Here is a 24896-nt window from a genome sequence, read left to right as displayed (position 1 = left end):
TTTCATCGCGGGAGTTCAGGCAGTATGGCGCAGCAGTATCAACCGGGGCAACGCTGGATCAGCGACAGCGAAGCAGAGCTCGGCCTGGGTACCATCCTGGCGCAGGATGGCCGCCTGTTGACCGTGCTCTACCCGGCCACTGGCGACACCCGCCAGTATTCCCTGCGCAATGCGCCGCTGACCCGCGTGCGCTTCTCGCCAGGTGACCTGATCACCCACTTCGACGGCTGGAAGCTGACCGTGCGCGAGGTCGACGATGTCGACGGCCTGCTGGTCTACCATGGCCTGGACGCGCAAAACCAGCCGCGCACCCTGCCAGAAACCCAGCTGTCGAACTTCATTCAGTTCCGCCTGGCCAGCGACCGCCTGTTCGCCGGCCAGATCGACCCGCTGTCGTGGTTCAGCCTGCGTTACAACACCCTGCATCACACCAGCAAACAGATGCAATCGTCGCTCTGGGGCCTGGGTGGCTGCCGTGCGCAACCGATCGCTCACCAGTTGCACATCGCCCGCGAAGTCGCAGACCGCAGCGCGCCACGGGTTCTGCTGGCGGACGAAGTCGGCCTGGGCAAGACCATCGAGGCCGGCTTGGTCATCCATCGCCAGCTGCTGTCCGGGCGTGCCAGCCGCGTACTGATCCTGGTCCCGGAAAACCTCCAGCACCAATGGCTGGTGGAAATGCGCCGGCGCTTTAACCTGCAGGTGGCGCTGTTCGACGCCGAACGCTTCATCGAGAGCGACGCCAGCAACCCGTTCGAAGACGCCCAGCTCGCGTTGGTCGCCCTGGAATGGCTGGTCGACGACGAGAAGGCCCAGGATGCGCTGTTTGCTGCGGGCTGGGACCTGATGGTGGTCGATGAAGCCCATCACCTGGTCTGGCATGAAGACCAGGTCAGCGCGGAGTACGGCTTGGTCGAGCAACTGGCACAGGTCATCCCTGGCGTGTTGCTGCTCACCGCCACCCCCGAACAACTTGGCCAGGACAGCCACTTCGCCCGGCTGCGTCTGCTCGACCCCAACCGCTTCCATGACCTGGCGGCCTTCCGCGCCGAGAGCGAGCACTATCGCCCGGTGGCCGAAGCCGTGCAGGAGCTGCTGGATGAAGGCCGTCTTTCGCCCAAGGCCCACGCCACCATCCATGGCTTCCTCGGCGCCGAAGGCGAGGCCTTGCTGGCGGCGGTCAACGATGGTGATACCCAGGCCAGCGCGCGCCTGATCCGCGAGTTGCTCGACCGCCACGGCACTGGCCGCGTGCTGTTCCGTAACACCCGTGCTGCGGTCCAGGGTTTCCCCGAGCGCCAGCTGCATGCCTACCCGGTGGCAATGCCCGAGCAGTACCGCGACCTGCCGCCTGGCGAAAAGGCCGAGCTCTACCCGGAAGTCGCCTTCCAGGCACACGGCGACACCACTGACGACGAGCGCTGGTGGCGTTTCGACCCTCGGGTCGACTGGCTGATCGATACCCTCAAGATGCTCAAGCGCACCAAGGTGCTGGTCATCTGCGCCCATGCCGAAACCGCCATGGACCTGGAAGACGCTCTGCGCGTGCGCTCCGGCATCCCCGCTTCGGTCTTCCATGAAGGCATGAGCATTCTGGAGCGTGACCGCGCCGCCGCCTATTTCGCGGACGAGGAATTCGGCGCCCAGGTGCTGATCTGTTCCGAGATCGGCAGTGAAGGCCGCAACTTCCAGTTCTCTCATCACCTGGTAATGTTCGACCTGCCGGCCCACCCTGACCTGCTCGAACAGCGTATCGGCCGTCTCGACCGGATCGGCCAGAAGCACACCATCCAGCTGCACGTGCCCTACCTGCAGGACAGCCCGCAACAGCGCCTGTTCCAGTGGTACCACGAAGCGCTCAACGCCTTCCTCAACACCTGCCCGACCGGCAATGCCCTGCAGCATCAGTTCGGCCCGCGCCTGCTGCCGCTTCTTGAAAGCGGTGACAGCAAAGCCTGGGATGCCCTGATGGCCGATGCCCGCAACGAGCGCGAGCGCCTGGAGGCCGAGCTGCACAGCGGCCGCGACCGGCTGCTGGAGCTCAACTCGGGCGGGGCCGGCGAAGGCCAGGCACTGGTGGAGGCGATTCTCGAACAGGACGACCAGTTCGCCCTGCCGATCTACATGGAGACCCTGTTCGACGCGTTCGGCATCGACAGCGAAGACCATTCGGAAAACGCCCTGATCCTCAAGCCAAGTGAGAAGATGCTCGACGCCAGTTTCCCGCTGGGTGACGACGAAGGCGTGACCATCACCTACGACCGTACCCAGGCATTGTCCCGCGAAGACATGCAGTTCCTGACCTGGGAGCACCCGATGGTTCAGGGTGGCATGGACCTGGTGCTGTCCGGCTCGATGGGCAATACCGCTGTCGCGCTGATCAAGAACAAGGCCCTCAAGCCTGGCACCGTGCTGCTCGAACTGCTGTTCGTCAGCGAGGTGGTGGCGCCACGCAGCCTGCAACTTGGTCGCTACCTGCCCCCGGCAGCCCTGCGATGCCTGCTCGACACCAATGGCAACGACCTGGCGTCGCGCGTGGCCTTCGAAACGCTCAACGACCAGCTCGAAAGCGTTCCGCGCGCCAGCGCCAACAAGTTCATCCAGGCCCAGCGGGATGTACTGGCCCAGCGCATCAGTGGCGGTGAGGCCAAGATCATGCCGACCCACGTCGAGCGTGTGGCCGAAGCCCAGCGCCGCCTGGCTGCCGAAGCGGACGAAGAACTGGCCCGCCTGACCGCGCTCAAGGCGGTCAACCCAAGCGTACGCGACAGCGAAATCGACGCTTTGCGCAAGCAGCGTGAAGAAGGCCTGGCGATGCTGGACAAAGCTGCCTTGCGCTTGGAAGCCATTCGCGTGCTGGTGGCTGGCTGACTATACGAGCGACAAGTTGGGCTGCTTGGCAGCCCATCGCAACACAAGGCTGCTCCTGCAACGGGAGCGGCCATATGCCTTGCTGCGATTGGCCTCATAACCAAATCATAGAAATCAAATTGCCATTATTCAGGAAGGGCTAACTACCTCTTCCTATACTGCCTCTGGACAGTCTGCCAAGGGTTGTACCGCAGACGAGTGAAAACTCGACCAAGAGGCACGCAATGGAATGGCTGGGTCTGCAACTGTTCGCCGATCTTCCGGCAACCGGACGAATCGTCATCGATTGTCGCCATGAACCCTTCCTGGTACTGCTCGCCTATACCGTGGCCTGCGCGGGGTGCTTTGCGACCCTGTACATGGCCGAGCGCCAGTCCCATAGCGAACAGGCCACGGCGCAACGCCAATGGCGCATGCTCGGCGCCTGCTGCCTCGCCGGCGGTATCTGGGCCATGCACTTCATCAGCATGCTGGCCTTTCAGGCCCCGCTCGAAGTTCACTACGATGTGTCGCTGACCGTGCTGTCGCTGCTCATTGCCCTGATCGTCGCCTGGGTGGGCATGAACAGCATCAACCGTAGGCACATGCGCCCGTATCATTATCTGAAGCGTGCAGTACTCATCGCAGCCGGTATCATCTTCATGCATTTTGTCGGCATGGCCGCCCTCGAGACCGGCGCTCAACAGTACTACCAGACAGGGCTGCTACTGACCTCCATGGCCATCGCCCTGCTCACCAGCCTCGCAGCGCTGCTGCTGGCGCGGCGCTTTCGCAACGGTAGCGGCACCTTGCACCAGGCCCTGAAGTACGGCGCTAGCCTGCTGATGGCCGGCGGCATCGTCGCGACCCACTTCACGGCCATGTCGGCCATGACCTTGGTCATCCCCGCCGACACTGCGCTGCGTCTGCCGTCAGCCGACAACAGCCTGCAACTGGGGCTGACCATTGCATTCATCACGCTGCTGATCAGTGGTGCCAGCATCAGTGCGGCCTTGGCCGACAAGAAGCTGCAAAGCAAGGAGCACGACCTGCGCCGGGTCAGCATGTTGCTCAACCAACTGGACCAGGCGCGAGCCTCGCTGCAACAGGCCGCGCACTACGACGCCCTGACCAATCTGATCAACCGCCGCGGCTTCAATCAAGTGTTCGCCGAGCGCCTCGCCGAACAGAACGCCGATGACAACCGCCTGGCGGTGATGTTTCTCGACATCGACCATTTCAAACGCATCAATGACAGCCTTGGCCATGCTGCCGGCGACGAACTGCTCAAAGTGATCGCCAACCACATCAAGGCAGCCACCCGCAGCCAGGACCTGGTGGCGCGCTTTGGTGGCGACGAGTTCTGCGTGGTCACCAGCCTCAACAACCGTGATGAAGCACGCCACCTGGCGCAGCGCATCATGCAGCGAATGAAGGACCCCATCGACCTGGGTGGCCGGCGCATGGTCATGACCACCAGTATCGGTATCAGCATTTTCCCCGACAATGGCAACACCGCCGAAGAGTTGCTCAAGCACGCCGACCTTGCCCTGTACCAGTCCAAGGGCAACGGGCGCAACAGCCTGACCTTCTTCAACGACAGCCTTAAAACCCGGGCCACGCTTGCCCTGCAGCTGGAAGAGGAACTGCGCATCGCGCTGCTGGAAGAACGCGGGCTGTGCGTGCATTACCAACCGATCTTCGACCTGCACAATGGCCAGGTGGCCAAGCTCGAAGCCCTGGTGCGCTGGCAGCACCCACAACACGGCCTGCTCGGGCCCGACCGTTTCATCGGCATCGCCGAAGCCAATGGTTTGATCATCGACCTCGACCTGTGGGTGCTGCGCCACGCCTGTGCCGACCTGGCGCAACTGCACCGCCACGGTTATGGCGACCTCAAGGTCACGGTGAACTGCTCGGCAGTCACGCTCAGTCACGATGAACTGGCCAGCGAGGTGGAGAAAGCGTTGTTTCACTCAGCCCTGGCGCCCCGCCACCTGGAGCTGGAAATCACCGAAAACGCATTGATGGGGGACATCCAGCGCACTGTCAGCCTGCTCAAGCGCGTGTGCGCCCAGGGCGTGGCCCTGTCGATCGATGACTTCGGTACCGGTTACTCGTCGCTGGCCTACCTCAAACGCTTGCCGCTGGACATCCTGAAGATCGACAGAACCTTCCTGCAGGATGTGCCAGGCAGCCAGAAAGACCGCGAGATCGTCCAGGCCATCATCGTCATGGCCCACACCCTGCACCTGCAGGTGGTCAGCGAGGGCGTCGAAACCGTCGAACAGCTGGAATTCCTCGAAACCCACGGCTGCGACTACCTGCAGGGCTACTTGCTCAGCCGCCCGGTGCCGCTGGGCGAATTGCGGCCGATCCTGGAGCGGCTGCAACGGCGCAATGGCTTGCTCAGCCCTTACTGCGATACAGCGCTACCAGGGTCGCCGGATCTTTTTGCAGATAGCCCTGGCTACCGTGCAGGCGCATCAATTGCGCGGCGAGGCCACTGAGCGGTGTCGCCGAGCCCTGCTCGCGAGAGAATTTGACTGCGCTGTCGAGGTCTTTGAGTAACGTCCGCACATGCCACTTGATCGGCTCGAAGCGGCTCTCGGCCATTTGCGGGGCAAGGATCTGCAGCGGTTTCGAATCGGCAAAGCCGCCCGCCAAGGCCTCGGCGATCAGTGTCGCGTCCACGCCTGACTGCTCGGCCAATGCCACCACTTCGGCGATCACCAGGGCATTGCAGGCCACGATCATCTGGTTGCAGGCCTTGGTCACCTGGCCGGCGCCAACGGCGCCCATGTGCGTCACTCGCTGGCCAAGGGCCTGCAGTACGGGGAGTGCACGCTGCAGGTCGGCGGCCTCGCCACCGACCATGATGGCCAAGGTGCCGGCCTCGGCGCCCGGCGTGCCACCGGACACCGGGGCATCCAGCCAAGCCATGCCAGACAAGGCCGCGAGCGCAGCGGCCATCTCCCGGGTGGCGGTCGGTTCGAGGCTCGAAAAATCGATCAGTAACTGGCCACTGCGCCCACCCTGCGCGATGCCTTGCTCACCGAACACCACTTCGCGCACCACCGCCGTATCGGCCAGGCACAGCAGCACCATGTCGCTGTCGCGGCACAACTCGGCCGGGGTTGCCGCCAGTCGCGCGCCAGCTGCTACCAGCTCGGCGCATTTGTCGGGGCTGCGGTTCCACACCGTCAGCGGGTAACCGGCAGCCAGCAGGCGCCGACACATGGGCAAGCCCATCAGGCCGATTCCGGCGAAGGCTAGCGAAGGTAGTTGTGAGCTCATGAACGACTCCTGGCACATTTTGTTATTTTCAAGGCGCGCAGCGGCCCCATTACGCATCCCGTAAACTGTTACCGCCACGCCGAATTGTTACTTACCTCCACCCATCTGATCGTCCCCAAGCACCAGATTGAGGCGGCTGCGCATTTTCACGCACCAAAAACGATCGCGTTCACTCAGCGCGCTTCACCTGAATCACGATAAACGGTGAAACCACCACCGCCCAGATCTCTGGATCGCGGTTTTGCAGGTCCAGCGCCTGCTCGGCAGTCACCGGGCCAACAGCGCCATCACTACGCCACTTGGCGAAGATCTCGCCGCGATTCTCGGCCATCGCTTCGGCAACGGCGATCAGGTCCAGGCTGGGGTCGACCCAAATCAGGTCACCCTTTGCCCAGAAGCGCTCCAGCGCTTTCCACTCGATGATTGCCGTCTCGCCAATCAATTTGGCATAGAGGGTGCTTGTTTGATCAGTCATGGGTTGCTACCCGCAAAAATCGGCCAATAAAAAAGGCCGCTATTTTTGCAGAAAAACCCGGTTTCAAATACGTAATTTGGTCGATCGGCCCCGAACTTGTGGGGTTGGGCCGCAGGTACAGGCAAATTGATGGCGCTTTTCTGTATCTTTGTGTCGATCAAGCGACAACCCAGGAACCAGGTACTTTTTGACCGCTTTTCAAGCGCTCGAACAGCGCTCTACACTGTACCGGTACAGTTCCGGGACATGTTCCGGGGGAAGGTGGGCATGCAGTATGGCGTGGCCATACCGCAATTCCCGCCCGGTCTGTAGCCCTGGCCGCCAGGACTATAAGAATTACAACAGAATGAGTGGAGCACTATGATCAAGATTTCCAAGCTGTTCGCCGCAATGGTTCTGGCAGGGGTAGCCAGCCATTCGTTTGCCGCCGATACCATCAAGATCGGGATCGCGGGGCCTAAGACCGGCCCTGTCACCCAGTACGGCGACATGCAGTTCATCGGCGCCAAGCAAGCCATCAAAGACATCAACGCCAAGGGCGGCGTCGATGGCAAGATGCTCGAAGCCAAGGAATACGACGACGCCTGCGACCCTAAACAGGCCGTGGCAGTCGCCAACAAAGTGGTCAACGACGGCGTCAAGTTCGTCATCGGCCACCTGTGCTCCAGCTCTACCCAGCCTGCGTCCGACATCTACGAAGACGAAGGCGTGATCATGATCACCCCGGCCGCCACCAGCCCGGAAATCACCGCCCGTGGCTACAAGCTGATCTTCCGCACCATCGGCCTGGACAGCGCCCAAGGCCCTGCGGCCGGCAACTACATCGCCGACCACGTCAAGCCGAAGGTCGTTGCAGTGCTGCACGACAAGCAGCAGTACGGTGAAGGCATCGCCACCGCCGTCAAGCAGACCCTGGAAGGCAAAGGCACCAAGGTTGCCGTCTTCGAAGGCCTGAACGCCGGTGACAAGGACTTCTCCTCGATCATCCAGAAGCTCAAGCAAAACAACGTCGACTTCGTCTACTACGGCGGCTACCACCCAGAGCTGGGCCTGATCCTGCGCCAGGCTCAGGAAAAAGGCCTGAAAGCCAAGTTCATGGGCCCAGAAGGTGTAGGCAACGACTCGATCTCGCAGATCGCCCAGAACGCCTCCGAAGGCCTGCTGGTCACCCTGCCGAAGTCGTTCGACGCCGACCCTGAGAACAAGGCCATCGTCGATGCCATCAAGGCTGACGGTAAGGACCCGAGCGGTCCGTTCGTGTTCCCGGCCTACTCCGCCGTGGAGTTGATCGCCAAAGGCATCGAGGCCGCCAAGTCCGAAGACACCGACAAGGTGGCAGCCGCCATCCACGCCGGCTCCTTCAAGACCCCTACCGGCACGCTGTCGTACGACGAAAAAGGCGACCTCAAAGACTTCAAGTTCGTGGTCTACGAATGGCACTTCGGCAAGCCGAAGACCGAAGTCTCCCCTCAGTAACTGCGTGACTAAATAGCTGACCGTAAAAGCCCACTGTGCGAGCAGTGGGCTTTGTTTTACGAGGTTCATGGCCGTGATTCCCGCGATCCGGGAGCCGGCCACCTGAAAATCTTAAAACCGTCACTCGCGGTTTCCTGGCCTACCCCCGCCAGCGAAATGCAAATCAGGTTTTTAGGAGCGCTGTAATGCCTGAGATCTACCATTTCTTCCAACAACTGGTTAATGGATTGACCATCGGCAGCACCTATGCCTTGATCGCCATCGGCTACACGATGGTGTACGGCATCATTGGCATGATCAACTTCGCCCACGGCGAGGTGTACATGATCGGTTCCTACGTGGCCTTCATCGCCCTGGCGGGCCTGGCCATGATGGGTATCCATTCGCTGCCGATCCTGATGACCGTCGCCTTCGTCGCGACGATCTTCGTCACCAGTGCCTATGGCTACAGCATCGAACGGGTTGCCTACCGCCCCCTGCGCAACAGCAACCGTCTGATCCCGCTGATTTCCGCCATCGGCATGTCGATTTTCCTGCAGAACACGGTCTTGCTCTCGCAGGACTCCAAGGACAAATCCATCCCCAACCTGATCCCCGGGAGCTTCTCCTTCGGGCCGGGCGGCGCTGAAGAGGTACTGATCAGCTACATGCAGATCCTGGTGTTCGTCGTCACCCTGGTGGCCATGACCCTGCTTACCCTGTTCATCTCCCGTTCCCGTCTGGGCCGCGCCTGCCGCGCCTGCGCCGAGGACATCAAGATGGCCAACCTGCTGGGCATCAACACCAACAACATCATCGCCCTCACCTTCGTCATCGGTGCCGCACTGGCAGCGGTAGCGGCCGTGCTGCTGAGCATGCAGTACGGGGTGATCAACCCCAACGCCGGCTTCCTGGTGGGCCTCAAAGCCTTCACCGCAGCGGTGCTGGGTGGCATCGGCAGCATTCCGGGCGCCATGCTCGGTGGGCTGGTGCTGGGTGTGGCCGAGGCCTTCGGCGCCGATATCTTCGGCGACCAGTACAAGGACGTAGTGGCATTCGGTCTCTTGGTGCTTGTCCTGCTGTTCCGGCCGACCGGCATCCTGGGCCGCCCGGAGGTTGAAAAAGTATGAACAAAAATCTCAAACAGGCGTTCTTCAGCGCCTTGCTGGTATGGGCCGTGGCCTTCCCGGTACTGGGCCTAAAACTGAGCATCGACGGCATCAGCCTGGTGGTGCACAGCCAGGGCTCGTTCACCATCAGCATCATCGCCGTGTGCTCGGTGCTGATGTTCCTGCGCGTGCTGTTCGACAAGCAGTGGAGCTCGGTCATGAGCCGCCGCTCGGATCGCAAGCTGATCTCGCCGGCCGTGAGCAACTACCTGACCCTGCCCAAGACTCAGCGCTGGATCATCATCGGGCTGATCCTGGTCGCGCTGGTGTGGCCGTTCTTCGGCTCGCGCGGTGCGGTCGACATTGCCACGCTGATCCTGATCTACGTGTTGCTGGGCCTGGGCCTGAACATCGTGGTCGGCCTGGCAGGCCTGCTCGACCTGGGTTATGTGGGCTTCTATGCCGTGGGCGCGTACAGCTACGCAATGCTCTCGCACTACCTGGGCTGGAGCTTCTGGGTCTGCCTGCCGATCGCCGGCCTGATGGCCGCCACCTTCGGCTTCCTGCTCGGCTTTCCGGTGCTGCGCCTGCGCGGTGACTACCTGGCGATCGTGACCCTCGGCTTCGGCGAGATCATCCGCCTGTTCCTGCGTAACCTCACCGACTGGACCGGCGGCCCCAACGGCATCAGCAACATCCCCAAGCCCGAGCTCTTCGGCCTGACCTTCGAACGCCGTGCGGCCGAGGGGATGCAGACCTTCCATGAGTTCTTCGGGTTGGCGTACAACTCGATCAACAAGGTCATCTTCCTCTACCTGGTGGCCCTGCTGCTGGCCCTGCTGGCGCTGTTCGTCATCAACCGCCTGCTGCGCATGCCCATCGGCCGTGCCTGGGAAGCCTTGCGTGAAGACGAGATCGCCTGCCGCGCACTGGGCCTGAACCCCACTGTGATCAAGCTCTCGGCATTCACCCTGGGTGCCTGCTTCGCCGGTTTCGCCGGCAGCTTCTTCGCTGCCCGGCAAGGCCTGGTGACACCGGAGTCGTTCACCTTCATCGAGTCGGCGATCATCCTCGCCATCGTCGTGCTCGGTGGCATGGGTTCACAACTGGGCGTGATTCTCGCGGCCATCGTGATGATCCTGCTGCCCGAGCTGATGCGTGAGTTCAGCGAATACCGGATGCTGATGTTCGGTGCGCTGATGGTGTTGATGATGATCTGGCGTCCGCAAGGCCTGCTGCCTATGCAACGTCCACACATGGAGCTGCGTCGATGAGCCGCGAAATTCTGCAAGTCAGCGGCCTGAGCATGCGCTTCGGCGGCTTGTTGGCGGTCAATGGCGTGGCCCTGACCGTCAAGGAAAAACAGGTGGTGGCGCTGATCGGCCCGAACGGCGCAGGCAAGACCACGGTGTTCAACTGCCTCACCGGGTTCTACAAACCCAGCGGTGGCACCATCCTGCTCGATGGCCAGCCGATCCAGGGCCTGGCCGGCCACCAGATCGCCCGCAAGGGCGTGGTGCGGACCTTCCAGAACGTGCGCCTGTTCAAGGAAATGACCGCGCTGGAGAACCTGCTGATCGCCCAGCACCGGCACTTGAACACCAACTTCTTCGCCGGCCTGTTCAAGACCCCGAGCTTCCGCCGCAGCGAGAAGGAGGCCATGGAGCGCGCGCAGTACTGGCTGGAGAAGGTCAACCTGACCGAGTTTGCCAACCGTACCGCCGGCACCCTCGCCTACGGCCAGCAACGCCGCCTGGAAATCGCCCGCTGCATGATGACCCAGCCACGGATCATCATGCTCGACGAACCAGCAGCAGGCCTTAACCCGAAAGAGACCGAAGACCTCAAGGCACTGATCGCCTATCTGCGCGAGTCACACAACGTCACCGTGCTGCTGATCGAGCACGACATGAAGCTGGTGATGAGCATTTCCGACCATATCGTGGTGATCAACCAGGGCACCCCCCTGGCAGATGGCACGCCGGAGCAGATTCGCGACAATCCTGAAGTGATCAAGGCTTACCTGGGGGAAGCGTAAATGCTGAAGTTCGAGAACGTTTCCACCTTCTACGGCAAGATCCAGGCGCTACACAGCGTCAACGTGGAGATCAACCAGGGCGAGATCGTCACCTTGATCGGTGCCAACGGCGCGGGCAAATCAACACTACTGATGACCTTGTGCGGCTCGCCGCAGGCCCATAGCGGCAGCATCAAGTACCTGGGCGAAGAGCTGGTCGGCCAGACCTCTTCGCACATCATGCGCAAGAGTATCGCCGTGGTCCCGGAAGGGCGCCGTGTGTTCGCCCGCCTGACGGTGGAAGAAAACCTCGCCATGGGCGGTTTCTTCACCGACAAGGGCGACTACCAGGAGCAGCTGGACAAAGTCCTGCAGCTGTTCCCGCGCCTGAAGGAGCGTTACATCCAGCGTGGCGGCACCATGTCCGGTGGCGAGCAGCAGATGCTCGCCATTGGCCGGGCGCTGATGAGCAAACCCAAGCTGCTGCTGCTCGACGAGCCATCGCTGGGCCTGGCACCCATCATCATCCAACAGATCTTCGACATCATCGAACAGTTGCGCCGTGACGGCGTGACCGTGTTCCTGGTGGAACAGAACGCCAACCAGGCGCTGAAGATCGCCGACCGTGCCTATGTCCTGGAGAACGGGCGGGTGGTGATGCAAGGAACGGGTGAGTCACTGCTGAGTGACCCCAAGGTGCGTGACGCGTACCTGGGGGGTTGATGAACAAAGGGCCTTCGGGCCCTTTTTTCTGCCTGTTGGGTTCATGTGGCCTGAGTCGGATACCGACAATGCTTGTGATCCCCGTGCACCCTGCGTAACGTGGCCTGCTTTCAGGAACATCGCCGGAGCCCGCCCCATGCGCCTCACCCCTACCCTGCTGCTCACCGCCCTGCTGCCCCTGTTCGCCGGTTGCCAACTGATGGCTGACACCCCAAGCGACCCAAACATCGGCACCACGCGCATGCAGGGCGAACTGAGCGCCGCCGGTGGCCAGTTGCTGTTCAAGCCCTGCAATGAAAGCCGCCGTTTCGTGATCAACGACGTCGCTGGCACCGGGGTCCTGCAGGAAGCCGCCAACCTCGCCAAGGATGCCGGCGACAAGCTGTTCGCCGATGTGCGCGGGCGCCTTACCGGCAGCAAGCAGGCCACCAACGACGGCCAGCTCGAAGTGCGCCGGCTGTACCGCCTGGAGCCCTCGCCCCGCGCCTGCGAAGACCCCAACTTCAAGCAACTGACCCTGCGCGCCAATGGCCACGAACCTGACTGGGACATCAAGGCCAGCGGCAAGGGCATGGTCGTCAGCCGGGTTGGCCAAGCGCCGCTGCCCCTGCCGTTTCTGGAAGAGGAAGTGCCAGGTGGTGGCCTGACCCTGACCAGCGAGGCCAACGGCCAGCACGTGGAGCTTTGGGTCGCACCGCAACGCTGCGTGGACGTCGCCACCGGGGCGGTGCGCCACCTGCGCGCCGAGCTGCGCATCGACGGCAAGACCCTGCAAGGCTGCGGTTACTACGGCGGTGCGCGCGACAACTGATCACCGGGCGCTTTTATCCTGCCAGTCGGGGCGGCGAACAGCTTATACTTGGCGGTTTGTGTAAAGCCGCCGGCCGCCCATGGCCGGGATACTGGACCCTGCCATGCTACGAATCACCGAACTGAAGCTGCCCCTGGACCATCCCGACGAAGCCCTGCGCGAAGCCATCGTCCAGCGCCTGGGCATCAACGATGAGCAATTGCTCAGCTTCAACCTGTTCAAGCGCAGCTACGACGCACGCAAGAAAAACAGCGAACTGCTGTTCATCTACACCATCGACCTCGAAGCCAGCAACGAGGCCGAGCTGCTTCGCAAGTTCGAAGACGATCGCAACATCGGCGTAGCCCCCGACGTCACCTACAAGTACGTGGGCCACGCCCCCGCCGAGCTCGCACAGCGCCCGATCGTGGTCGGCTTTGGCCCTTGCGGCATCTTTGCCGGATTGCTGCTGGCGCAGATGGGCTTCAAGCCGATCATCCTCGAACGCGGCAAGGAAGTACGCCAGCGCACCAAGGACACCTGGGGCCTGTGGCGCAAGAGCGTGCTCAACCCCGAATCCAACGTGCAGTTCGGCGAAGGCGGCGCCGGGACCTTCTCCGACGGCAAACTGTACAGCCAGATCAAGGACCCGCTGCACCACGGCCGCAAGGTGCTGGAAGAGTTCGTCAAGGCCGGCGCGCCGGATGAGATCCTCTACATCAACAAACCGCACATCGGCACCTTCCGCCTGACCGGCATGGTCGAGCAGATGCGCCAGGACATCATCGCCCTGGGCGGTGAGGTGCGTTTCGAGCAGAAAGTCACCGACCTGCTGACAGATAACGGCCAGCTGACCGGCGTGGTGCTGGCAAGCGGCGAGCAGCTGCAGTCACGCCATGTGGTTCTGGCCCTGGGGCACAGTGCCCGCGACACCTTCCGCATGCTGCATGCCAAGGGCGTATTCATGGAGGCCAAGCCGTTCTCGGTCGGTTTCCGTATCGAACACCCGCAAACGCTGATCGACAAGGCCCGTCTGGGCAAGTATGCCGGCCACCCGAAACTGGGCGCTGCCGACTACAAACTGGTGTATCACGCCAAGAACGGCCGTTCGGTCTACAGTTTCTGCATGTGCCCAGGCGGCACCGTGGTCGCCGCCACCAGCGAGCCTGGCCGCGTCGTGACCAACGGCATGAGCCAGTATTCGCGTAACGAACGCAATGCCAACTCCGGCATCGTCGTCGGCATCGACCCCGAGCGCGACTACCCGGGCGGCCCGCTGGCCGGCATCGAGCTGCAGGAACGCCTGGAGGCGCACGCCTATGTCCTGGGTGGCAGCAACTACCAGGCCCCGGCGCAGTTGGTCGGTGACTTCGTAGCCGGCAGGCCGTCCACTGCCCTGGGCAGTGTCGAGCCTTCGTACAAGCCAGGCGTGACCCTGGGTGACCTGGCGCCCAGCTTGCCGGATTTCGCCATCGAGGCGATCCGCGAAGCGTTGCCGGCATTCGATCGGCAGATCAAGGGCTACAACCTGCATGACGCGGTATTGACCGGTATCGAGACGCGTACCTCTTCGCCGCTGCGCATTACCCGTGGCGAGGACTACCAGAGCCTGAACATGAGGGGGTTGTTCCCGGCGGGTGAAGGCGCAGGCTACGCGGGCGGTATCCTGTCGGCAGGCGTCGATGGCATTCGCATTGCCGAGGCGGTAGCGCGGGACATGCTCGGGCTGTAAGGCAGCAAGTTTCATGCGCCCCTGCGCGGGCAAGCCTGCGCAGGGAGCATGACCATCGCCAGAAAAGTCTGCGCGAATAATCAGATTTCCCCTACCTCACCATTCCTCAGCTGCGTCTAGGCTTCCCACAGCCAAGGCGGCAATACCATATAACAAAAACGAATATAGTTTTTGTTCTAAAGCATATCGCCACAAGCTAGGGTGTACGCCCGTTCCGTAATCAACCTCTCATGGAGAGCCCATAGCCCGTGCGTAGCCTCTTCACCCGATTCTTTCAGCTCGAAGCCGCCAGCGGCCTGCTGCTGATCGCTGCGGCCATCCTTGCTCTGGTCATCAACAACTCACCTTTGTCCTACCTGTACAACGGCCTGCTGGACGTCCCGGTCGCCGTCAAGGTTGGCGCACTGGAGATCGCCAAGCCTTTGTTGCTGTGGATCAACGACGGCCTCATGGCGCTGTTCTTCCTGCTCATCGGCCTGGAGGTCAAGCGCGAGGTGGTCGACGGCCAGCTGTCGAAGCCCTCGCAGGTCATCCTGCCCGCTACCGCCGCAGTGGGTGGCATGGTGGTACCGGCACTGGTCTACTGGTTCATCAACCGCGACAACCCTGCAGCCGTCGCCGGCTGGGCCATCCCCACCGCCACCGATATCGCCTTTGCCCTTGGCGTGCTGGCATTGCTGGGCAAGCGTGTCCCGGCGTCGCTCAAGCTGTTCCTGATGACCCTCGCGATCATCGATGACCTGGGTGCAATCATTGTCATTGCCCTGTTCTACTCGGGTACCTTGTCCAGCGTGTCACTTATGCTGGCAGCGGCCTGCCTGGTAGCGCTGATAGCCATGAACCGGCTTGGCGTAATCAAGCTCGGGCCTTACCTGATCGTCGGCCTGGTGCTTTGGGTATGCGTGCTCAAGAGCGGTGTCCACGCCACGTTGGCGGGCGTCGCCCTGGCGCTGTGCATTCCACTGCGCACACGCAATGCGGAAAGCTCGCCGCTGCTGTCGCTGGAACACGCCCTGCACCCTTGGGTGGCCTATGCCATTCTGCCGCTGTTCGCGTTCGCCAACGCCGGTGTCTCGTTGGCCGGCATGACGTTAGAAAGCTTCACCCACCCGGTACCGCTGGGTATCGCTGTCGGCTTGCTGGCGGGCAAGACCGTGGGGGTGTTCGGCCTGACCTGGCTTGCGATCAAGCTTCGCCTGGCGGCGTTGCCTACGGGTGCAAGCTGGGGGCAGTTGCTGGGGGTGGCGATACTCTGCGGCATCGGCTTCACCATGAGCCTGTTCGTAGGTTCCCTGGCCTTCGTGCCAGGCAGCAGTGACTATGCGGGCATGGACCGTATGGGCATTCTCACCGGCTCGTTCATCGCTGCGGTCGTCGGCTATGCCGTTACCGCCATGGCCAGCCGCGCCCCCCGCACGCACTAAAGTAGAAGCGGCATAAAAAAACCCCGACTGGCGTGGCCAGATCGGGGTTTTGCGTTTTTGCGCTACAGCCGGTGCAAGGCTCAGTGCGAGACGCGGCTGGTACCGTCGACGGTCATGATGCGAACACGTTCGCCAACCCGGAAAATCTCGTTTTCCTGAACGGCCTGCACATAGGCACGCATGCTGCCATCGTCTTCACGCACGGTGATTTCCACACCCTGGGTACGGGTGATGCCTTCTTCGGCGGCAGAACCTGCCAGGCCACCGGCAACCGCACCAATCACTGCCGCGACGATGCTGCCACGGCCACCCCCGACTGCACTGCCGGCAACGCCGCCGACAATCGCACCCGCGCCACCGCCGATCGGGGTCTTGGTGCCTTCGATCTTGACCGGGCGCAAGGATTCGATGGTCCCCATGCGTACGGTCTGCACGCGACGGGCCTCATCACGGGAGTAGCTATCGCCGGTCAGGCTCGAGGCACAGCCCCCCAGCAACAGCGACATGGTGGTGAAGGTCGCCACCAGCAAAGCGGATTTACGCATGGGTAAAGTCTCCATAAGTCATCGGTGTTCATTAGACGCTGCACATTGACGGCTGTCACGGCACAGACGTAATAAAATTGTTTTCATTCAGCCTGGGTACAGCCTACCTGGACTGTATCGTGGGCCTTTCAAGTGAGACCAAGGATAGCCATGGATTACTTCATCGTCGTGGTCACGACTGTCGCAGGGCTGTACTTCCATGGGTGGCTGTATGTGCGGATGCGCCGCTGGATGGACCGCGACCTGGCGCTGTCGCTGGCCGGGGAGGATGTGCGCAAGCGTGAGTACATGCTGCGGCGGCTGGAGCAGGCGCGGGTGCAGAAGGTCAGGCGCAAGGCGCTGGCGGAGTGGTTGGCGCGTGAGGCGGCGGCTTATCAGGGGTAGCGTTGCAATCTTGGGGCTGCTGCGCAGCCCCAAGGATTTCAAGGCGCCAACCGCTCCCGCAGCCATTGCCCATCGACCAGACGATAGTTCATCCGGTCATGCAAGCGGCTGGTACGCCCCTGCCAGAACTCGACCCGCTCAGGCAACAGGCGATACCCGCCCCAATGCTCCGGGCAGTGCGGCTGAGTGTCGGAGAACCGTGCTTCGGTCGCCTTCACCAACGCTTCCAACGTTTCACGGCCACTGATGACCTGGCTCTGAGGCGAGGCCCAGGCTCCCAGGCGGCTGCCCAGAGGGCGCACCTGGTAGTAGTCGTCCGACTCCTTGGCCGTGACCTTTTCAACCCGCCCTTCGATGCGCACCTGGCGCTCCAACGCTGGCCAGAAGAACGTCATGGCGGCGAAAGGGTTAGCCTGCAACTGCTGGCCCTTGGCGCTTTCGTAGTTGGTAAAGAAGGTAAAGCCACGCTCATCGAGCCCCTTGAGCAGCAGTACGCGGCAATGGGGGCGACCCTCGCCATCGACCGTGGCTAGGGTCAAGGCGTTGGCTTCGACCGGGGGTTGCTCGGTTTTCACCGCATCGGCGAACCACTGGTGGAACAAAGCGAACGGCTCACCCGGGGCCTGGGCTTCAGCCAGGCCATCACGGGTGTAGTCGCGGCGCATATCGGCCAGGGATTGGGTCATGGCTGCGTTTCCTTGACGATCAGTTGGTCTTCGCAGGGCTGTTGGCGGCTACTTTTTTGTCAACGGTCGCCTTCTTGGCGGCGGGCTTGACCGGTGCGGCCTTCTTCTTGGCAGCAGTCTTGGCAGGTGCCTTGGCCTTGGCGACAGGCTTTTTCGCGGCAGGTTTGGCAGCGGCCTTGGCGGCGGGCTTGCTGGTGGCAGCCTTGGCGGCAGGCGCCTTGGCATCCTGAACAGCAACCATCGAAGCTGGGGTAGGTGCCGGCGTGGCCTGTTGGTACTTGGCCAACAGCGCCACCATGGTGTTCTGCGGCGTCAGCAGCATTTCCACACGGCGGTTCAGGGCACGGCCTTCGGCGCTGTCGTTGGCGGCACGCGGCATGACCGAACCCATCCCCTTGAGGATCAGGCGATCACGCTGCAGGCCACTGAGGCGGAAGATCGCCGACACCGAAGCGGCGCGCTCCAGGCTGAGCTTCTGGTTGACAGCCGCAGCACCGCTGCTGTCGGCATGGCCCAATACCAGCACCGCGGTCTTGGCATCGCCCTCGACGCTCTTGGCTACACGGGTGATCGGCCCCAGGGTCATCGGCAGCAGCATGTTCGGGCGGTCAGGGTTGTACGAACTGTCCACCGGGATGGTCACCGCCAGGACATTGTCACGGCGCTCCAGCTCCAGTTTGCTGTCCTTGATGGCTTCACGCAGCTTGGGCTCGTATTCGTCCAGCCAGGCTTGGGTAGCCTTCTGGTCGATCTTCGGCACGACCGGCCCTTTGGCCTGCTTGTCGTCACCGCCGAATGGCCACCACCAGCGGCTAGCGCTTTCCGACTTGGCATCGGCCTTGGCCACTTTTTCGGTGACGGCTTCCTTCACTTCCTGCTCGGCAACCTGGTCCGAACCAAAAGGCCACCAGCTGGAGCCACTGCCCTTCGCGGCGTCCGGGGAGTGACTGGCGCAGCCGGTAACGGCGGTCAGGCACAGGGCGAGTGCTAAGGTTTTATGTGAAGACATCAGCGATACACCATGAAATAGAAAGAAATTTTGCCTACGCATTCAGGCGTTGGCATTGAGGATAGTCAAAGGGGTTGGCCAATACCCGCATTACCCGATCAAAGGCAACTGGCAAGCACGCGTACCAGTTTCTGCGCTCTTGGGTCCATCAGCACATAGGGGCCCAGGGTATTGACCACAAAGCCAAAGGCCACATCGTGCTCCGGGTCGGCGAAACCTACCGAGCCGCCCGCGCCAGGGTGCCCGAAGGCGCGGGCACCGAGGCCAAAGGTGGCATTGGCCACCTCGGGCTGGTCGAGCATGCAGCCCAGGCCGAAACGGGTCTGGGTCAGCAGCGTGCGGTCCTGGCCGATACTGTGCTCGCGCGTCAGTTCGTCGAGCAGCTCGGATTCAAGCAGGCTGCCATCGAGCAGGCCGGCATAGAACCCGGCCAGGCTACGGGCATTGCCGTGGCCGTTTGCCGCCGGCTGCTGCATGCGCCGCCACTCGGGCTTGTTGGTGCTGGTGAGAATCGCCGGCGGGTTGGTAAAGGCGCGGGTGGACAGCGCCTCAGGCTCGCGCATGGTCACCTGCAGCAAGCGCTGGGCAGCGGCATCGCCGGGGTTGCCCTTGCCGCGCGCAATATGCGCCACGCGATGGAATTCTTCGTCGGCCAGGCCGACATGAAAGTCCAGCCCCAGCGGCCGCGCCGTACGGGCCACGATCGAGTCGCCTGGGCCACGACCATCAGCGCGGCGGATCAGCTCACCGACCAGCCAGCCGTACGTGATGGCGGCATAACCGTGTTCGACCCCAGGCGTCCACCAAGGGGTTTCGGCGGCCAAGGCATCGACCATCGCCTGCCAGTCATACAATGCCTCGGCAGGCAGCAGTTCACGGATGGCCGGCAGGCCCGCACGATGGCTGAGTAACTGGCGCAGGGTGATGGACTGCTTGCCGGCCTGGGCGAATTCGGGCCAGTAACGGGCCACCGGAGCGTCCAGTGCCAGCTTGCCCTCGCCCACCAACTGCAAGGCGGTGACCGCAGTGAAGGTTTTGGTGCAGGAGAACAGGTTGGCGATAGTGTCGCTGTGCCAGGCCTGCTGCCCGTCCTTGTCGGCGGTGCCCGCCCACAGGTCGATCACGGTCTCGCCGCCCACCTGGATGCACAGCGCCGCACCACGCTCCTGGGGATCATCGAACAACTCGGCGAAGGCTTCACGCACCGCCTCGAACTTCAGCTCATAGTGACCCTGGATCTGCACCCGCTGTTCTCCGTACGACCGTCTGAAAATGGCGTGCATTGTTTCAGTAGTTGGCGGTTTTGCAAACTGGCTTAGGCTCGATGGTCGCCAGCAAAGGGGCCGTTTGACGGCCCCGATGGCTCAGGGGAGCGGCTTGGCCAGTTGCGTGCGCAACTGACCAATGGCCTGCTGGTTGCTTTTGCGTACGGCCTCGACGAACCCCGGATACGGCACATCGGTGATCGCCACCAGCCCCAGGTGGCCGTTTTCGCCATCGAGCAACCGCCCACTGGCCGGTTGGTCCAGGTATTGGAACCAGTGCGCGCCGACGATCATCGGCTGCGCCAACGCGGCCTTGAGGAAGTTGCCATAGGCCGGCCCTCGGTCCTCTTCACGCGCCACCTCCAGCGGCCCCGGCCAGAATGGCCCGCGGTCGCGGGAACCGAACTGGAACTCGGACACCAGCACCGGCTTGTCCAGCTCGGCCAGGCGAGCGAAGTCGTAACCGTCCTCGGGTTTGAGGGTATAGAAGTTGAAGCTCAGCACATCGCAGAACTCGGCGCAGGCCTTGACCGCCTCCGGTGTACTGAGCGCAAAACGGCCGCCAAGCAACAGGTGGTTGGGCGCATGCCACTTCAGCGAGTCGGCGATGGTCTTGAAGTAGGTCTCGGCGAACACCTGCTGGAAGTGCTGGTAGTCCCGCTCGATCTCCGGGTGCTCGGGGTTGGGCAAAGGCGCCTCGAACCCTGGGTCTTCCATCAGCTCCCAGGCGGACAGTTCGATCCCCCAGGCCTTGGACAGCCCCTCCTGGTTGCGGTACTTGTCACGCAGCTGCTTGAGGAAGGCGCGCTTGGCGGGCACATCGGTGGTCAGGCGCAAGGTGCCATAGGCCAGCCCGTAGCGCGCCTTGGGGTCATTGCCCGGTGCGGCCCAGGCCAGTTCGTTGTCGGCGAAGTAGCCGATCAGCCAGGGGTCATCGCGGTGGTCCCGGGCAGCGATGGCGACGGCACGTTCTGTAGCCATGGCAAAGCGAGGGTCGAAGGGGTCGGGCATGCTGCCCCACCAGTCCATGCCGGTGCTGATGCTGGCATAGTCACCAACGATTGACAGCGGCAAGGTATAGGGCATGCGCTTGGCCTGGCCCAGGCCAGGGTCGCTCCAGTTACCCAGGGTATTGAAACCCCAGGCTTGCAGGCGGTCGAGCGCGTGCGCCTGCCAGCGCGTGGCATCCAGCACCTGCGGTGGGCAATCGGCTGCCGGTTGGCCCTCGACGCTGGGAAGGCAAGGCTTGCCATAGGTGCGCTGGATATTGGCGGCATAAAAGTCGAACCAGCGCCCCTGCTTGAAGTTACGCCCTTGCGAAGAGGCATTGCCGTCGTCGTTGTTACCCTTGCCATAGAACGCCGCCAGCGGATCGCCCTCGGCCGGCAGCGCCTTGAACATGCCGTCCCGGCCTTCGACGTAGGTGCGCCCGCCATCAGCGGCCACGGCATTGACGCCCAGCGAGTAGAACGGGTTGCCCTCTGGCGTGACCAAGTACCAGCGGCCATCACGCTTCTCGGTACGGAAAAAACCCTTGGCCTCGAACGCCGGCCCGCCCAGCAACCCGCCATAGCTGTCCAGTTGCTGCTTGCCGTGCCCTGCCAACCAGCCCTTGAGTTGCTGCTGCTCACGGCCTTCGGCAGCCCTGAGCTGCTCGTCGCTGGCAATCTTCTCTGGCCATTGGCCGCGTGTGGACTGGCCGTAAGCGTCGATCAATTCATGGTAGGCGGCCTGGTAGGCCTGGTCGTCATCCTGAATACCCACTTTCTCGATCAGCAGGTTCTGCGCCACCTTGGGGTTGGGGATCGTCAGGCTGACAGACGCCACTTGTTTGAGGTCGACCGCACCCGCGCTGCTGGTCAGCAGCAGGCGTTGGCCTGCGTACGCCCATGGCATCGGCGGCCCGGCGCGCATGCCCTGGCTCAACGGCGAGCTGGCCTTGAGCGGTACCATCACCGTCTGGGCGGGGCCTGCAGGCAGGTCGATGCGGCTGGTCAGCGTGCGGCCATCACTGCCCAACACGGTAACGTCCACGGTCAGCGCCCAGTCCATTGCGCTTTGCAGGCGCAAGGTCAGGAACTGCCCGGCTGACCAGTCCCACACACCGCTCTGCGGGCTCAGGCGCAAGGTCGGGCGCTCGGCCGGGTTGAACACCACGCGCCGCAACACCTCACCCCCGGCCGTCTGCTCTGCGTTGTACTGCGGCATGCCGGCGTCCTCGGTCACCACATTGACCACCGAGGCCGGGCGCACGAAGCTGAACAGCGTCTGCTGCCCGGCCAATAATGGCGAGCTGAACAACAGGGCGAATACGACAGGCAGGGTACGGCGGACCATAAGGCTGGGGCTCTCCTTCAGGGCCCTCATGAGCCCAAGACTGAGTGATGGACAACAAGCCGGTGCAGAGTGCTCCGGCCGTCAGGAAATCTCCCGCCGGAACGGCGGTAGCGCATTGAGAATAGCCTTGCCGTAGCGCTGGGTGACCAGACGTCGATCGAGCAAGGTGATGACACCGCGATCCTGCTCGGTACGCAGCAGCCGGCCGCAGGCCTGAATCAGGCGCAAAGAGGCGTCGGGCACGGCAATTTCCATGAACGGGTTGCCACCACGGGCCTCGATCCACTCCGCCAGGGCCGCTTCGACCGGGTCGTCAGGCACCGCGAAGGGAATCTTGGCGATCACCACGTGCTCGCAATAAGCGCCGGGAAGGTCGACCCCCTCGGCAAAGCTGGCCAGGCCGAACAACACGCTGTGCTGGCCATCATCGACCCGCGCCTTGTGCTTGTTCAGGGTTTCCTGCTTGGAGAGGTTGCCCTGGATCAGCACCAGCTTGCGCCAGTCGCGGTCCAGGCCGTCGAACACATCCTGCATCTGCTTGCGCGACGAGAACAGCACCAGCGCGCCACGGGCATCATCGAGCATGTTGGGCAGTTCACGGATGATCGCCGCGGTGTGCGCCGTCGCATCACGCGGATCGGCGCCCAGGTCGGGCACCCGCAGCACGCCGGCATCGCCATGCACGAATGGGCTGGGCACCACGCAGGTAACAGCATCGCGAGGCAGGCCAGAGCGCATGCGGTAACGGTCGAACTTGCCCAGGGCGGTAAGCGTGGCGGAGGTTACCAGCGCACCGTGGGCGACGCTCCACAGGCTGCGACGGAGCATTTCGGCCGCCAGAATGGGGCTGGCGTTGACTTCGATGTCGAACAGCGCACCGCTCTCGGCCAGGGTCAGCCAGCGCGCCATGGGCGGGCTGTCCTCGGGGTCTTCGGCGGTGAATGCCGTCCACAGTTCCCAGTTGCCCTGGGCACGGGTCACCAGGCTGCCGAACAGCGGGTACCATTCCTCGGCCTGATGGCTGGCGATACCGATATTGACTTCACCGTCCATGCCTTCCTTCAACAGGTCGGCCAGGCGGGTGAACAGATCGTTGAGGCGGGCAAAGCCCTTCTTCAACTCGATGCCCACCTCGCGGATCTGCTCCGGCACCACACCGCCTTCGAAGCGATAGCGCGGGCGCTCACGGCCCTCGGTGTCTTCACTGGGGCGGAAGTCCGCGACTTGCTCGCACAGGGTGAACATGAACTGCTGCTGGGTACGGATCTCGCGGGCCAGCTCCGGCACCTGCTCGATCAGTTTGCCCAGGTCCCCCGGCAGCGGGTGCTGGGCCAGCAGCTTGGTCAGGTTCTTGGCGGTCTGCTCCAGCCAGTCGGCGGTGGAGCGCAGGCGCGAGTAATGGGCGAAATGGCCGATGGCCTTGTCCGGCAGGTGGTGGCCTTCGTCGAACACGTACAGGGTGTCGCGGGGGTCGGGCAGTACCGCGCCGCCACCCAGGGCCAGGTCAGCCAGGACCATGTCATGGTTGGTCACGATCACGTCGACCTTGCCCATGCCTTCGCGCGCCTTGTAGAACACGCACTGCTGGAAGTTCGGGCAGTGGCGGCCCGTGCACTGGCTATGGTCGGTGGTCAGGCGTGACCAGTCCTGGTCTTCCAGGGCTTCGGACCAGCTGTCACGGTCGCCATCCCAGCGGTTGCCCGCCAGCTTCTCGATCATGCTGTTGAACAGCTTCTGGCTGCGCTCGTCGACCTCGATATGAAAGCCTTCTTCCTCGAACAACTGGGCGGTGGCCGACTGCGCGTGGCCTTCCTGCAGCAGCACGTCGAGCTTGGACAGGCACAGGTAACGGCCGCGCCCCTTGGCCAAAGCGAAGCTGAAGTTCAGCCCGCTGTTGCGCATCAGGTCGGGCAGGTCCTTGAAGACGATCTGCTCCTGCAGGGCGACGGTGGCGGTGGCGATGACCAGGCGTTTGCCGGCCGCCTTGGCAGCCGGAATCGCGGCCAGCGCATAGGCGACCGTCTTGCCGGTACCGGTACCGGCCTCCACCGCGACCACGGCAGGCTCGCCGGCGCGGCGGCCTTCATCGTCGCAGGCGATGTCGCCGAGTACCTTGGCCACTTCGGCGATCATCAGGCGCTGGCCGTAACGCGGCTTGAGGCTCTTGGCTTCGAGAAAACGCGAGTAGGCGCCTTGGATAGTGGCTTTGAGTTCGTTGCTGATCATGGTCTGCAGGCGCCCGAAGGGCTGGATATATTTTCAGTGTTTCGCATGGGGCGGCTATCATACCCCGCTATTGCCCTTTATGCCGCATGGAGATCCGGATGCTTGCCTTTGCCCTGCCCTACACACTGCATGTCCTGGCCGCCCTGGTTTGGGTCGGCGGCATGTTCTTCGCCTGGCTGGTGCTGCGCCCGGCAACGGTTGCAGCCCTCGACGGGCCTGCTCGCCTGCGGCTGTGGGTGGAAGTTTTCCGACGCTTCTTCGGCTGGGTCTGGGTGGCAGTGGCGATCTTGGCGATAAGTGGTATCGGCATGTTGCACATGCGCTTCACGGGCCTGGAGACCGCGCCCAAGTACGTGCAGGTGATGATCGGTGGCGGTATCGCCATGTTCGCCCTGTTCATGCGCATCCAGGCGTTACTGTTGCCGGAGCTGAAAACGGCCGTGCAAGCAGAGGACTGGCCAGCGGGGGCTGCGGTGCTGGGAAGGATTCGACGCATGGTCGGGATCAACCTGCTGCTGGGCATCGCCGTGGTGGCAGTGGCCAGTTCGCGATTGATGCTGTAGGCGACGCGC

20 protein-coding genes are annotated in these 24896 nt (G+C 62.9%); 12 read left to right on the top strand and 8 right to left on the bottom strand.

Annotated features, from left to right (window positions below; translation table 11 throughout):
* The first annotated feature begins 24 nt into the window (after positions 1-24).
* A complete protein-coding gene (gene rapA / locus HU770_RS08120; RefSeq protein ID WP_186656868.1) occupies positions 25-2871 on the top strand; it encodes an RNA polymerase-associated protein RapA in 2847 nt (948 codons plus the stop codon).
* Positions 2872-3095: 224 nt separating this feature from the next.
* Complete coding sequence (locus HU770_RS08115; protein ID WP_186663456.1) at positions 3096-5360, top strand: EAL domain-containing protein; 2265 nt, start codon at positions 3096-3098, stop codon at positions 5358-5360.
* Here HU770_RS08115 and HU770_RS08110 read toward each other — a convergent pair.
* The gene (locus tag HU770_RS08110; protein WP_077068736.1) at positions 5260-6147 is read right to left on the bottom strand and encodes an NAD(P)-dependent oxidoreductase; all 888 of its coding nucleotides are present in this window, start codon (positions 6145-6147) and stop codon (positions 5260-5262) included. The two genes, HU770_RS08115 and HU770_RS08110, sit on opposite strands and share 101 nt — an antisense overlap.
* Before the next feature lie 169 nt (positions 6148-6316).
* Entirely contained in the window at positions 6317-6622 is a 306-nt protein-coding gene (locus tag HU770_RS08105; RefSeq protein ID WP_033702624.1) for a DUF2288 domain-containing protein, read from the bottom strand.
* Between the two features lie 360 nt (positions 6623-6982).
* On the opposite strand from HU770_RS08105, the gene HU770_RS08100 reads away from it, so the two are divergent.
* From HU770_RS08100 to nhaA, 8 genes are all read left to right on the top strand, one after another.
* On the top strand, positions 6983-8098 hold the full coding sequence (locus tag HU770_RS08100; RefSeq protein WP_012313074.1) for a branched-chain amino acid ABC transporter substrate-binding protein: 1116 nt from the start codon (positions 6983-6985) through the stop codon (positions 8096-8098).
* 185 nt (positions 8099-8283) lie between these two features.
* Entirely contained in the window at positions 8284-9207 is a 924-nt protein-coding gene (gene livH, locus HU770_RS08095; RefSeq protein WP_008097482.1) for a high-affinity branched-chain amino acid ABC transporter permease LivH, read from the top strand.
* Positions 9204-10460, top strand: a complete 1257-nt coding sequence (locus HU770_RS08090; RefSeq protein ID WP_033702627.1) for a high-affinity branched-chain amino acid ABC transporter permease LivM — start codon at positions 9204-9206, stop codon at positions 10458-10460. The genes livH and HU770_RS08090 overlap by 4 nt, the downstream gene beginning before the upstream one ends.
* Positions 10457-11224, top strand: coding sequence for a high-affinity branched-chain amino acid ABC transporter ATP-binding protein LivG (gene livG / locus HU770_RS08085; RefSeq protein ID WP_033702628.1), 768 nt, complete (start codon positions 10457-10459; stop codon positions 11222-11224). The genes HU770_RS08090 and livG overlap by 4 nt, the downstream gene beginning before the upstream one ends.
* Complete coding sequence (locus HU770_RS08080) at positions 11225-11926, top strand: ABC transporter ATP-binding protein (RefSeq protein WP_033702629.1); 702 nt, start codon at positions 11225-11227, stop codon at positions 11924-11926.
* Positions 11927-12062: 136 nt separating this feature from the next.
* The gene (locus HU770_RS08075; RefSeq protein WP_186663455.1) at positions 12063-12737 is read left to right on the top strand and encodes a hypothetical protein; all 675 of its coding nucleotides are present in this window, start codon (positions 12063-12065) and stop codon (positions 12735-12737) included.
* A gap of 103 nt (positions 12738-12840) precedes the next feature.
* Complete coding sequence (locus HU770_RS08070) at positions 12841-14448, top strand: NAD(P)/FAD-dependent oxidoreductase (RefSeq protein WP_033702631.1); 1608 nt, start codon at positions 12841-12843, stop codon at positions 14446-14448.
* 248 nt (positions 14449-14696) lie between these two features.
* Positions 14697-15872, top strand: a complete 1176-nt coding sequence (gene nhaA, locus HU770_RS08065) for a Na+/H+ antiporter NhaA (protein ID WP_186656864.1) — start codon at positions 14697-14699, stop codon at positions 15870-15872.
* Between the two features lie 80 nt (positions 15873-15952).
* Here nhaA and HU770_RS08060 read toward each other — a convergent pair whose 3' ends face one another.
* The gene (locus tag HU770_RS08060; protein WP_033702633.1) at positions 15953-16417 is read right to left on the bottom strand and encodes a glycine zipper 2TM domain-containing protein; all 465 of its coding nucleotides are present in this window, start codon (positions 16415-16417) and stop codon (positions 15953-15955) included.
* 150 nt (positions 16418-16567) lie between these two features.
* On the opposite strand from HU770_RS08060, the gene HU770_RS08055 reads away from it, so the two are divergent.
* On the top strand, positions 16568-16801 hold the full coding sequence (locus HU770_RS08055; protein WP_033702634.1) for a hypothetical protein: 234 nt from the start codon (positions 16568-16570) through the stop codon (positions 16799-16801).
* A gap of 38 nt (positions 16802-16839) precedes the next feature.
* Here the strand turns inward: HU770_RS08055 and pdxH are convergent, their stop codons facing one another.
* The 5 genes from pdxH to dinG form a co-directional block, all read right to left on the bottom strand.
* The gene (gene pdxH / locus HU770_RS08050; protein WP_033702635.1) at positions 16840-17487 is read right to left on the bottom strand and encodes a pyridoxamine 5'-phosphate oxidase; all 648 of its coding nucleotides are present in this window, start codon (positions 17485-17487) and stop codon (positions 16840-16842) included.
* A 19-nt stretch (positions 17488-17506) separates the two neighbouring features.
* Positions 17507-18496 carry an OmpA family protein gene (locus HU770_RS08045; RefSeq protein ID WP_186663454.1) on the bottom strand — a complete coding sequence of 330 codons (990 nt, stop codon included), beginning with the start codon at positions 18494-18496 and terminating at the stop codon, positions 17507-17509.
* A gap of 98 nt (positions 18497-18594) precedes the next feature.
* A complete protein-coding gene (locus HU770_RS08040; protein ID WP_186656859.1) occupies positions 18595-19740 on the bottom strand; it encodes a serine hydrolase domain-containing protein in 1146 nt (381 codons plus the stop codon).
* 120 nt (positions 19741-19860) lie between these two features.
* Positions 19861-22098 carry a beta-galactosidase gene (locus HU770_RS08035; RefSeq protein WP_186656856.1) on the bottom strand — a complete coding sequence of 746 codons (2238 nt, stop codon included), beginning with the start codon at positions 22096-22098 and terminating at the stop codon, positions 19861-19863.
* Between the two features lie 81 nt (positions 22099-22179).
* Positions 22180-24324, bottom strand: coding sequence for an ATP-dependent DNA helicase DinG (gene dinG / locus HU770_RS08030; protein ID WP_033702639.1), 2145 nt, complete (start codon positions 24322-24324; stop codon positions 22180-22182).
* 98 nt (positions 24325-24422) lie between these two features.
* Between dinG and HU770_RS08025 the strand changes: the two genes are divergently transcribed.
* Entirely contained in the window at positions 24423-24887 is a 465-nt protein-coding gene (locus HU770_RS08025) for a CopD family protein (RefSeq protein ID WP_033702640.1), read from the top strand.
* Positions 24888-24896 lie beyond the last annotated feature (9 nt).

Origin of the sequence: Pseudomonas sp. SWRI68 (assembly GCF_014269165.1) — a bacterium.
In the GTDB taxonomy this organism is placed as follows: domain Bacteria; phylum Pseudomonadota; class Gammaproteobacteria; order Pseudomonadales; family Pseudomonadaceae; genus Aquipseudomonas; species Aquipseudomonas capeferrum.
Note: the sequence above shows the minus strand (reverse complement) of the source record. Positions and strands in the feature narration are given on the sequence as shown.